The following is a 12,530-nucleotide window of genomic DNA, read 5'->3' on the forward strand; positions in this document are numbered from 1 at the left end:
AGTAATAACTGCAATTCAATTACGCAACGAGCAAATCTTCTCGCTGCCCCATAAATAGTTCATTCGGTGACCTGTTGCCTCTTGTAGCTCTTGGTCTATTGTTGAGGCGGCTCATTACATGCTCAATTTGAGCATCAGTCACCTGGTTAAAGTCAGTACCCTTAGGAAAATACTGTCTGATCAATCCATTCGTATTTTCATTGATCCCACGCTCCCACGATGCATATGGGTGGGCAAAATAGATATCGGCTCCCAATCCTTCAGCGATAGTTTCATGCCTGGCAAATTCAAGGCCATTATCCAAAGTGATCGTTTTCAATCTATCCTTCAGGTGCTGCAAACCCTGAACGGCTGCTTCAGCCAGAAGATCTGCCCGCTTGCCAGTTAATCTCACAATCACGGTATACAGCGTTTTACGCTCAACCATAGTCAATAGCGCACTTCTGCGCCCCTTGCCAATGATGGTATCTCCCTCCCAATCACCAATACGAATCCCTCTGTCGACAACCATTGGGCGATCATCAATGCTGACCCGGCCCTTGATCTTTCCACGCCGATCATAGCTACCATAGCGCTTACGATATGGTTTTGAGGCAACTCTCAGGTGCGTGTACAAATTACCACCGCTTTCCTTATCAGCATAAATCAGCTGATACACTGTTTCATGATGCAATGAGATGCCTTTGTGTCTGGCCAGATAGCTCACGACTTGCTGTGGGCTTAATTCCTGACGAATCAATGACTCAATGGCACTTATGACATCACGGGTCACTTTGCGGGCCTTATAGGCCCCTTTGCGCCGTGCATCTGACAACCTTTGCGCTTGTTTTGGCCTGTATCCACGCAATCCTTGGTTGCGCCTCAGCTCACGACTGATGGTGGAGGGACTTCGCCCCACCAGACCTGCAATCTCTTTCTGCGAATGTCCGGCTTTCTTTAGCATGAAAATTTGATATCGTTCATTCTCGGTCAGCTGGTTGTAGCTCATAAGTGCTTCATCTCTTGGTCGGGAGAAGCGCTGACTCTACCAGCTGGCCTCTCTTCTACCAATTGCACTTATTATCCGAAACCGCCAATCATGAATATCCGATGTCTGAAAATAACATGAAAAAATAGTGAGATGAGAACATTTATTTCAGTGCGGGTGAGCTCACTACGCACCGCTCCGATCTAATAAAGTTAACATTGATCAAAACAGACCAAAGGTCTCTAGATGGCCGATAGCGGCAGTATTATAAATTACTGTGCTTAGGTTTTATGCAAGTTTAAAGTAGACACTTCTACTGAACATATCAAAGCCATCATTCTTCTCGCCAGGTATTTATCAACTTGGACCGATCTTTGCTTAGAATTCGGGTATTTTGTCATTTCCAAGCTACTCATGTCTGAAACCGAAAACCTGAAAATCCTGTTGGTTGATGAAAACCGGGGGCGTTCCGCCATCCTGGAAAGAGCCCTTGTAGACAATGGACAGCAGGTAATCGCCATCCTCGATAGTGGTGAAAATCTGAGTGCACAAGTGGCCGCATTGCAGCCAGATGTGATCATTATCGATCTTGAATCGCCCGACCGGGATATCCTGGAGCAGATGCACACTATTTCGCGTGACAATCCCAGACCCGTGGTGATGTTCTCCGACGATAACGACAATAACAGTATCACACAGGCCATAGTGGCCGGCGTAAGCGCCTACGTTGTGGATGGCCTGAATGACAAGCGCATCAAACCTTTGATGGATGTGGCCATTGCCCGTTTCCGTGAATACCAAGCCCTCAAAGATGAACTGACACTGGTTAAGAATACTCTGGAGGAACGCAAAATCATCGAACGGGCCAAAGGCATCATCATGAAACGCAAGGACTGTGACGAAGAAAGCGCCTATCAACTGCTGCGCAAAACAGCCATGGGCAGCAACCAACGAGTAGTGGACGTGGCACGCAACCTGATCTCATCCCTGGAACTGCTGGGCTGAATATTCGCCCTATTTTCACGCATAAGAGAATGCTAATGCTACAAAATGGGGCATGATCTACTTCCCACCCTCCGAGTAAATACGTACGACTTATCCGAACAACTCTATTCCGATCAACAATTTACTCTTTTCCTCTGTTTTCTGGCACGGTCACTGCAATAGTCAGGACAAGATCAATCAACCCGTCAACGACGACGGGATGGTTTCAAAGATTTAGTTTCATGCCAATGCCGGTATTGAAACAGAGGACAACGGCGTCCATCCGTACACCACGCGTAGGTGTATGGGTGTGACGCCTTTTTTATTTTTTACGCAGAGGAAAATAGACCATGAAGCAGATGAGCGAACACAAACACAGCCGCGGTCGCCGTTGTTTTCTGAAGAAGGGTTTACGGGCACTGGTCACGATCAGTGCAGTAGGCAGCATGATACTGAACTCCGGTTCCGCAATGGCATCGGTCGGCGAACCGGAAAAAGAGGATCTGAAGTTCGGCTTTATCAAATTGACAGACATGGCGCCACTAGCCATCGCCTATGAGAAAGGTTTCTTTGAAGATGAAGGCCTTTATATCACTCTGGAGGCACAGGCCAACTGGAAGGTGTTGCTGGATGGCGTGATCGATGGACAACTGGATGGTGCGCACATGCTTGCAGGCCAACCACTGGCCGCAACCATCGGCTTTGGCACTAAAGCCCACATTGTGACCCCCTACTCCATGGATTTGAACGGCAACGGCATCACCGTCTCCAACAAGATCTGGGAACAGATGAAACAGAATATTCCCAAGCAGTCGGACGGCAAGCCGGTTCATCCCATCACGGCTGATGCGCTCAAACCCATCGTGGACAAATTCAAGAACGAGGGTAAACCTTTTAAGATGGGCATGGTCTTTCCGGTCTCCACTCATAACTACGAGTTGCGTTACTGGTTGGCAGCCGGAGGCATAAACCCCGGTTACTATGCACCCCACAAGGGTGATATCAGCGGCACCCTGAAGGCCGACGCGCTGCTCAGCGTAACACCGCCTCCACAGATGCCCGCTACGCTCGAAGCCGGAACCATCTACGGTTACTGCGTGGGCGAACCATGGAATCAGCAGGCCGTATTCAAAGGTATCGGTGTACCGGTTATCACCGACTACGAAATCTGGAAGGATAACCCTGAAAAGGTATTCGGCCTGACCAGGGAATTCACGGAGAAATATCCGAATACCACTGTACGCATAGTGAAGGCTTTAATCCGTGCCGGTAAGTGGCTGGATGAAAACAACAATGCCAACCGTCCGGAGGCTGTGAAGATCCTTTCCCAGTCCAATTATGTGGGCGCAGATTACGATGTTATCGCCAACTCCATGACCGGAACTTTTGAATACGAGAAGGGAGACAAACGTGAAGTACCGGATTTCAATGTCTTCTTCCGGTACAACGCAACCTATCCCTACTATTCGGACGCAGTTTGGTATCTCACTCAAATGCGCCGCTGGGGCCAGATCTCCGATCACAAACCTGACAGCTGGTACGACGAGACTGCTAAGAGCGTCTACCGCCCCGATATCTATCGCCTGGCAGCCGAAGAGCTGATCAATGAAGGCAAACTGAGCGTGGGCGATTTTCCAGTCTTTGCCAAGGAAACCGGCTACCGTTCACCCCAGACCGAGTTCATCGATGGCATCACCTTCGATGGCACCAAACCCAACGATTATCTGAAACAATTCAAGATCGGCCTGAAAGGTATGGACAAGATCTAACCAACTTGCAGGGGAGCTACTCAACGCTTCCCTGCAAAAAGGACCAAAAGATGAGTACACCAGCCATTTCCGCCAAGACATTTAACATGCCCCGCAAGGATAAGCTGTTTGCCTACCTTGCGGGAGATCACATCGACAAGGCATTTTTACGTTTTACAAAAGGAATATTGATACCGGCAATCGCGCTACTGATTTTCCTTGGCCTTTGGAGCACGGGCGCCAAGAACGTTCAGACATCTCTCGGTGTGCTGCCTGGGCCTGCAAAGGTCTTGGAACAGACTATTTCACTATACAACGAACATACTGCCGAGCGAAAAAAGGAGGTCGCCTTTTATGATCGCATGCAGAAGCGTATCGACAAGGCTGTTGCCGCCGGAAAGCCAGAAGAGAAGATCGAAAAGCTAATGAGCCGCCAATACACCGGCCGCGCAACCTTTTTCGACCAGATTCTGACAAGTCTCTGGACGGTCATGTTCGGTTTCATAATCGCATCGCTGATTGCTGTACCCATCGGCATCATCTGCGGTATGAGCAGTACCCTTTACCAGGCAGTAAATCCACTGATACAGGTTTTCAAACCCGTATCGCCACTGGCCTGGTTGCCCTTGGTGACCATGGTGGTCTCAGCACTTTACGTATCGGAGAGCCCGATGTTTGAAAAATCATTTCTGAACTCGGCCATTACCGTAACGCTCTGTTGTCTCTGGCCCACCATTATCAATACCACCGTAGGCGTATCAGGAGTGGACAAAGACCTGATCAACGTCAGCCGCGTATTGCGTCTGAACTGGTTCACCAAAACGATGAAGATAGTGTTGCCATCATCCATGCCGATGATATTTACCGGACTGCGTCTCTCATTGGGTATCGGCTGGATGGTGCTGATAGCGGCCGAGATGTTGGCCCAGAACCCGGGCCTCGGAAAATTCGTCTGGGACGAGTTCCAGAACGGCAGCTCCAACTCCCTGGCCCGCATTATGGTTGCGGTACTGGTGATCGGGTTCATCGGTTTCCTGCTCGATCGCTGCATGCTCTCTCTACAGCGCATGTTCAGCTGGGACAAGAACGCCGTGCTCCGCTAATGCGGCAAATAACCAAGGGTTATAGCAATGAACAATTATCTCAACATCGACCACATCAGCATCACCTTCCCGACCGACAAGGGTCCGCTGAATGTTTTAAATAGTGTCAACCTCAAAGTGCAGAAGGGGGAGTTCATCTCTCTCATCGGCCACTCCGGCTGTGGCAAGTCCACGGTACTCAATATTGTCGCCGGCCTGCTCAATGCTACGGAAGGCGGTGTCATTCTGGAGGAGAAGGAGGTGCGGGAGCCGGGTCCGGACCGGGCTGTGGTTTTTCAGCATCACACACTGATGCCATGGCTCAGCGTCTACGATAACGTGCGCCTTGCTGTCGACCAGGTCTTTAAAAAAACCTGGTCCAGACAGAAACGTGACGAATGGACACGCCATAACCTGGAACTGGTACACATGTCTCACGCCCTCGATCGTCGACCGGATGAAATATCAGGAGGCATGAAACAACGGGTTGGGATTGCACGCGCCCTGGCGATGGAGCCCAAGGTACTGCTCATGGATGAACCGTTCGGCGCACTGGATTCATTGACCCGAACCCACATGCAGGACTCGCTGATGGAGATCCAGGCCCGGCTCAAGAATACGGTCATCATGATCACCCATGACGTGGATGAGGCCGTGTTATTGTCCGATCGCATCATCATGATGACCAATGGCCCTGCTGCAACAATCGGTGAAATTCTCGACATAGATCTGCCTAGGCCGCGCGACCGCCTGGCTCTGGCCGAAGACCTCAAGTACAACCACTACCGCGCCGAGGTGGTGAAATTCCTGCACGAGCGTCATGCGCAACCGGATGTCCCGGCGCCTTCATCCGGCAAGGTTGGCGATGGGGAGGAGCCAGCATTGAGCCTGGTGGCAAACATATGAGCGACAATCCTCCGTTAAATCTGGACACCCTTGAGAAAAAGGAACTGATCCTGGGTTTTATACCGCTCACCGACTGCGCACCTCTGGTGATTGCGAAGGAGATGGGTTTCTTCGAGAAGTACGGCCTCGAGGTCTCACTTTCCAAGGAGACCTCCTGGGCTAATATCCGAGATAAAGTGGCCATAGGCATCCTTGATGGAGCACAGATGCTTGCACCCATGCCGTTGGCCATGTCACTTGGCCTCGGACCCATACAAAAGCCCATGGTGACTGCCTTCACAATGGATCTCAACGGCAACGCAATTACGGTTTCCGGTGACCTATACAGGGAGATGCTCGCTGTTGATAGTAATAACATGGAGCAACATCCCACCGCTGTTCTGGCTCTGAAAGCGGTCATCGACAATCGCAGCAAGAAAGGACTGAAACCGCTCTCTTTTGCCGTCGTGTTTCCCTTCTCCACTCACAACTACGAATTGCGTTACTGGATGGCTTCCGCAGGCATCGATCCCGACAGGGACATACGCCTGATCGTTGTTCCACCGTCCCAGATGGTTGAACAGCTGCAGAAGGGTTTGATCGATGGTTACTGTGTCGGTGAACCGTGGAACAGCATAGCCGTGCAGAAAGGAATCGGTCACACACTGATCACCAAATTTGAAATATGGAAGAACAGCCCGGAGAAGGTCTTCGGCGTCACCGAGGAGTGGGCCGTCCAACACCCCAACACGCATCTTGCACTCCTGAGCGCGTTACTTGAAGCGAGTCGTTGGGTGGATAGCCAGGAGAACCGCGCCGAAGTGACGGAGATCATATCCCGAAGCATCTATATCAATGCACCGGAAAACATTGTACGCATGTCGATGGCAGGCACCTATCAGTTCGCACCGAACACCATGCCCCAGGCACTGCCTGACTTCAACGTGTTCCATCGCTATGCGGCCAATTATCCCTGGCGTTCCCACGCAATATGGTTCATGACCCAGATGATTCGCTGGGGACAGATTGAAGAGCCGATTGATATCCATGCTACAGCCGCTGAGGTATATCGCCCAGACATCTATCGCACAGCTGCGGAACTACTGGGCATTACCGCACCGACCGTGGATTACAAGCTTGAAGGCGCCCACCACCAAAACTGGAAGCTGGTGGAGTCTTCTGTCACCACTCTCCTGGGTGCTGACAGTTTTTTCGACGAGGCCATATTCGATCCTATGTCGCCCCTGGACTATCTCAAAAGCTTCCCTATTCACAACATGTCGCTGGCCCTGCAGCAGCTACAGGACTCAGTCAGATACCAATCGGTCCAACCGGCAGCCGCCCCGGTGGATCAGGAGATACCCCGATGAAACAGAAACTTGTACTTATTGGGAACGGCATGGCCGGCATCCGGACCATCGAAGAATTGTTGAAGCTCGACGAGTCCGCCAATTATGAGATTACCGTATTTGGTGAAGAGCCCCGTACGAACTACAACCGAATTCTTCTCTCACCTGTTTTGGCGGGTGAACAGAAATTCGATGACATCATCCTCAATCCGCCGGAGTGGTACAACAACAACGGCATCACACTCCACAGTGGTGACCCCGTTACCGAAATCGACCGCATACACAATAGGGTGGTTACCAGCTCCGGCATCAGCATGGAGTATGACCGGCTGATCATAGCCACCGGTTCCAGGCCATTCATGTTACCCATTCCCGGAGCCGACCTCGATGGCGTGCTTGGCTTTCGCGATATCGAGGATGTGGAAAAAATGCTGGAAGTGGCGAAATCCCACAACAAGGCAGTTGTAATCGGCGGCGGCCTGCTGGGACTTGAAGCTGCAAACGCCCTAATGAAGCAGGGCATGCAAGTCTCGGTGGTCCATCTCATGAACAGCCTTATGGAGAATCAGTTGGACAAGCCGGCCGCTGATCTGCTCAAAGCCTCATTAGAAGAGAAGGGACTTAACTTTCTGCTCGAGAAGAATACCAAGGAGATCACAGGCCGTAATCGGGTGACCGGGATCACCTTTACAGATGGCGAACACCGAGAGGCGGACTTGATCATAATGGCGGTGGGTATCCGTCCCAATATCGATTTGGCCAAGAACTCAGGCATTCACTGTGAACGGGGTATCTTGGTAAGCGACACCATGCAGACCTTCGATCCCAGTATCTACGCCGTGGGCGAATGTGTACAGCATCGCGATGTCTGTTACGGTCTGGTCGCACCACTCTTCGAACAGGCAAAGGTTTGCGCCAACCATCTTGCCAATCTCGGATATGGACGTTATGAGGGCTCGGTCACGTCCACTAAACTGAAAGTGACGGGCATCGAGCTCTTCTCCGCCGGCAATTTCCTGGGTGATGATGACAGCGAAGACATCATCTACAGGGATCCAGGTGCGGGTGTATACAAGAAACTTGTCATCAAGAACGGCAGGATCGACGGTGCCGTGCTTTACGGCGACACTATTGACGGCGCCTGGTACTTCCAATTGATGCGCGAAGGTACGGACATCTCCAGCCTGAGGGATAACCTACTGTTCGGACAGGCCCATCTGGGTGACTCGGGGCATGGTGGCGAGAAACAAGCCATGGCCATGAGTGATGATGCACAGGTATGTGATTGCAACGGTGTCTGCAAAGGCGACATTGTCAAGGCAATCACGACCAAGGGATTGTTCAGCCTGGATGAAGTTAAGGCCCATACCAAGGCGGCCGCCTCCTGCGGCTCCTGCACCGGGCTAGTGGAACAGATTCTGGAAAATACAGTGGGCGGAGACTACTCCATACCGGAACATAAGCCTATCTGCCAATGCTCGGATTTCAGCCACGATCAGGTGCGGGAAGCAATTCACCAGCAAAAACTGACGGATATGGTCTCCGTATTCCAGGCATTGGAGTGGCGCAACACTGATGGTTGTCATATCTGCCGCCCCGCCATTAATTACTACCTGATATCCACTTGGCCGGAACAGGCACAAGATGACGGTCAATCCCGTTTTGTCAACGAACGCGTACACGGGAACATCCAGAAGGACGGTACCTTCTCGGTAATTCCTCGCATCTGGGGTGGTAAAACCACGCCGGATGTATTACGTACCATCGCCGATGCGGCGGAGAAGTTCAATGTGGGCGAAGTAAACATCACCGGCGGTCAGCGTATCAACATGTTGGGTGTTCAAAAAGGAGATCTCCCTGCCATGTGGGCTTTCCTCAATGAACGTGGACTGGTTTCGGGTCATGCCTATGGTAAGGCACTACGCACGGTCAAAACCTGCGTCGGCTCCACTTGGTGCAGATTCGGAACCCAGGACTCCACCACCCTGGGCATAGCGCTCGAAAAGATGACCTGGGGATCCTGGATGCCACACAAGTTCAAGATGGCTGTATCAGGCTGTCCCCGTAACTGCGCCGAAGCCACTATCAAAGACTTCGGGGTGGTGGCCATCGACTCCGGATGGGAACTGCACATCGGCGGAAACGGAGGTGTCAAGGTACGTGCCACCGATATGCTATGCCGAGTCACATCCGAGGAAGAGGTGATGGAGTATTGCGCTGCATTCATCCAGATCTACCGGGAAAAGGCGCGCTATCTGGAACGCACGGCGCCATGGGTTGAGCGAGTCGGGCTCAACTACGTAAAGGAACGGATTCTAGAAGATGCAGAAGGCCGAAAAGCATTGGCGGAACGATTCTACTTGTCCCAACGCATCGCACAGATCGACCCCTGGGCGAAACTAGTGCAGGACGCTGAATCCCATGAATTCGCACCCATAAAGATTATCGAGGCTCCCATCGAGGACCAGTGTGAGGTAACAGCATCATGAGCAACTGGATCGAAATCGGCTATATGCACGAAATACCGCGTCTGGGTTCCCGTGTCATCAAGGCAGCACAGGGAAATATTGCCATTTTCCGTAACAGCAACGATGAGATCTTTGCCCTGGGAGACAAGTGCCCGCACAAGGGAGGGCCCATTTCAGAAGGAATAGTATCGGGTCGCACGGTCACCTGTCCCTTGCATAACTGGAGGACTCAGCTGGATAACGGCATCGCCGTTGCACCGGATGAAGGCTGCACCAATACTTATCCGGTAAAGATCGAAGGTAATTTAATCTATCTCGAACTGAATAGCTGACGGAAGAAAATGGCCAATGAAGTAAAAACCACATGTCCATATTGCGGCGTGGGATGTGGCGTTATAGCCACTACTGAAAAAAACGGTAAGGTCATTGTACAAGGTGATCCAAAGCACCCCAGCAATTTCGGCAGACTCTGCTCCAAGGGTGCAGCACTGGCAGACACCATTGAACTGGAGCACCGTCTTTTGCATCCCATGAGCGGAGGCTATCAAACGAGATGGGACCAAGCCATCGAAAACGTGGCTTCGGGTTTCAAGCGCATAATTGAACATCATGGCCCTGATGCGGTGGCCTTCTATGTCTCCGGGCAGCTGCTTACAGAGGACTACTATGCGGCCAACAAGCTGATGAAAGGCTTCATCGGCAGCGCCAATATCGATACAAACTCCCGTCTCTGCATGTCCTCTTCCGTTGCCGGCCATAAAAGGGCTTTTGGTTCCGATACCGTTCCTTGCAGCTTTGAAGACCTGGAACAGGCCAATCTCATTACACTTGTAGGCTCCAATACCGCATGGTGCCACCCGGTTCTCTATCAACGCATACGGGACGCCAAGGTCAGGCGCCCCCATATGAAGGTAGTGGTGATTGATCCCAGGCGGACAGCCACCTGTGAGATTGCCGACATCCATCTTCCTCTAACCCCAGGCAGTGACATCGATATCTTTCTCGCCTTGTTGGACTATCTCGATCGCCATGATGCGCTTGATCGGGAGTACATAGAACAATATACGGAGGGATTCGAAATGGCGCTTGAAAGAGCGCGCATACATGATGATCCGATTAAAGAGACTGCCCGAAATAGTGGGGTTTCGCCTATGGCTCTGGAGCAGTTCTTCCGCCTTTTTTTGGAAAGGGAAAAGAGCGTCACGGTTTACTCCCAGGGTGTAAACCAGTGGAGTTTTGGTACCGACAAGGTAAACGCAATTATCAACTGCCACCTAGCGACTGGCCGAATCGGAAAAACCGGCATGGGCCCCTTCTCTTTTACCGGACAGCCTAATGCCATGGGTGGGCGGGAAGTTGGCGGACTGGCCAATCAACTGGCTGCACATATGGATTTTAAGCCGGAGGATATAAAACGGGTCAAACGATTCTGGAAGGCACCCAATATGGCCAAACAACCCGGCCTTAATGCAGTGGACATGTTCGACGCTATGATCGAGGGTAGGATAAAGGCGGTCTGGATCATGGCCACCAATCCCGTTGTCAGTATGCCCGATAGCGACCGGATCAAGACCGCGCTCGAACAGTGTGAATTCGTAGTCATGTCCGATTGTGTAAGCAACACGGATACCGCCAAGTATGCCGATGTTCTTTTGCCGGCTACGACTTGGGGTGAAAAGAATGGCACGGTAACCAATTCAGAACGTCGTATATCCAGGCAACGGGCCTTTTTGGACACACCGGGTGATGCTCGGGATGACTGGAAAATCATTTCCGATGTTGCCAGGGCAATGGGGTATTCGGAGGCATTTTCTTATCAGAGGGTTGAGGAAATCCTCCGTGAGCACGCTGCACTATCCGGCCTGGACAATCATGGCACCCGGGATTTTGACATCAGTGCCTACGCCGGCGTCACCTCAGCCCAGTATGAGAAGCTGCGGCCGACCCTGTGGCCCTGTACCCGGGCTGACAGTAGCGGTAATGTCCGTCTGCTCAGCAACGGCCGGTTTTTCACGGATTCAGGCAAAGCGCGTTTCGTTGCGGTAACTAGGGGAAAACCGGCAAACTCCACACAACCCAAGCTGCCCTTGATTCTCAACACAGGACGTATCAGAGACCAGTGGCACACAATGACACGAACCGGTTCAGCGCCACGTCTGAACCAGCACATACATGAGCCCTTCGTAGAGATCAACCCGGATGATGCAGAGATATTCGATATCAGGAATGGCGCACTTGCCAACATCTCCACGGGCAGCCATGCAATCACAGTTCGTGCCGTGGTAAGCAGTGAACAACGTCCCGGATCACTCTTCATACCTATGCACTGGAGCGAGGCCACTGCACAGAACAGCAATGTAAACAAACTGGTAGCTTCAAACGTCGATCCCATATCGGGACAGCCCGAATTCAAGCATTCACCGGTTCAAATAGCGGCTTATACACCACTATGGCAAGGATTCATCCTTATCAATAAAGAGATAGATATCGAGTACACCGGCTATTGCGCCAAGAGCCGGGGAAAGGGTTTTTGGCGTTACGAGATTGCAGGAGAGAAGGAACAGGTGAACTGGCTCGAATTGCTGAAGCACCAGTTTCCACCTGACGTGGAATTGCTGGAGTTCAGTGATATCGCACAACACCGCTTCCGTTTTGCCGTCATCAAAGACAGTAGGCTCCTCGGTTGTCTCTATATTTCCCGTGACCGTGTACTCGCAGATCATGCATGGCTTGGGAATATGTTCTGTAAAAAAGAGCTTTCGCCCCATGACCGGAGAAGTCTATTGGCAGGTCATCCCATGAATCCCGCAGACGATTGTGGAAAAACTATATGTGCCTGCTTCAGTGTAGGAAACAAAACACTACTGCATGAGATCAACCACTGTGGACTGGATTCAATCGAGGCAATAGGAAATAAATTAAAAGCAGGTACCAGCTGTGGCTCCTGCATTCCAGAGATTAAAAGCCTCTTATCTGACACTCGTGAGTCTTATTAATATAGAAACAAATTTCCCTACTACCTTTGATAGGAATTGATACCTTTACCA

9 protein-coding genes are annotated in these 12,530 nt (G+C 51.4%); 8 read left to right on the plus strand and 1 reads right to left on the minus strand.

The window, feature by feature from the left end; translation table 11 throughout:
* Positions 1–19 precede the first annotated feature (19 nt).
* Positions 20–988, minus strand: coding sequence for an IS30 family transposase (locus AB8516_RS03800; protein ID WP_369158239.1), 969 nt, complete (start codon positions 986–988; stop codon positions 20–22).
* Positions 989–1,381: 393 nt separating this feature from the next.
* On the opposite strand from AB8516_RS03800, the gene AB8516_RS03805 reads away from it, so the two are divergent.
* The 8 genes from AB8516_RS03805 to AB8516_RS03840 all read left to right on the plus strand — a co-directional run bounded on the left by AB8516_RS03805 (position 1,382) and on the right by AB8516_RS03840 (position 12,479).
* Positions 1,382–1,972 carry an ANTAR domain-containing response regulator gene (locus AB8516_RS03805; RefSeq protein ID WP_369158242.1) on the plus strand — a complete coding sequence of 197 codons (591 nt, stop codon included), beginning with the start codon at positions 1,382–1,384 and terminating at the stop codon, positions 1,970–1,972.
* A gap of 329 nt (positions 1,973–2,301) precedes the next feature.
* On the plus strand, positions 2,302–3,720 hold the full coding sequence (locus AB8516_RS03810; protein WP_369158245.1) for a CmpA/NrtA family ABC transporter substrate-binding protein: 1,419 nt from the start codon (positions 2,302–2,304) through the stop codon (positions 3,718–3,720).
* A 50-nt stretch (positions 3,721–3,770) separates the two neighbouring features.
* Positions 3,771–4,802: an ABC transporter permease gene (locus AB8516_RS03815; protein ID WP_369158248.1), complete on the plus strand. Its 1,032-nt coding sequence runs from the start codon at positions 3,771–3,773 to the stop codon at positions 4,800–4,802.
* Between the two features lie 27 nt (positions 4,803–4,829).
* Positions 4,830–5,687: an ABC transporter ATP-binding protein gene (locus AB8516_RS03820; RefSeq protein ID WP_369158251.1), complete on the plus strand. Its 858-nt coding sequence runs from the start codon at positions 4,830–4,832 to the stop codon at positions 5,685–5,687.
* Positions 5,684–7,036, plus strand: a complete 1,353-nt coding sequence (locus AB8516_RS03825; protein ID WP_369158254.1) for a CmpA/NrtA family ABC transporter substrate-binding protein — start codon at positions 5,684–5,686, stop codon at positions 7,034–7,036. Before AB8516_RS03820 ends, AB8516_RS03825 begins: the two co-directional genes overlap by 4 nt.
* Positions 7,033–9,504 carry a nitrite reductase large subunit NirB gene (gene nirB / locus AB8516_RS03830; RefSeq protein WP_369158257.1) on the plus strand — a complete coding sequence of 824 codons (2,472 nt, stop codon included), beginning with the start codon at positions 7,033–7,035 and terminating at the stop codon, positions 9,502–9,504. Before AB8516_RS03825 ends, nirB begins: the two co-directional genes overlap by 4 nt.
* On the plus strand, positions 9,501–9,815 hold the full coding sequence (gene nirD / locus AB8516_RS03835; RefSeq protein ID WP_369158260.1) for a nitrite reductase small subunit NirD: 315 nt from the start codon (positions 9,501–9,503) through the stop codon (positions 9,813–9,815). Before nirB ends, nirD begins: the two co-directional genes overlap by 4 nt.
* A gap of 9 nt (positions 9,816–9,824) precedes the next feature.
* Positions 9,825–12,479 carry a molybdopterin-dependent oxidoreductase gene (locus tag AB8516_RS03840; protein WP_369158263.1) on the plus strand — a complete coding sequence of 885 codons (2,655 nt, stop codon included), beginning with the start codon at positions 9,825–9,827 and terminating at the stop codon, positions 12,477–12,479.
* Positions 12,480–12,530: the final 51 nt, after the last annotated feature.

The sequence above is a fragment of the Candidatus Thiodiazotropha sp. LNASS1 genome (genome assembly GCF_964212655.1).
GTDB lineage: Bacteria > Pseudomonadota > Gammaproteobacteria > Chromatiales > Chromatiaceae > Thiodiazotropha.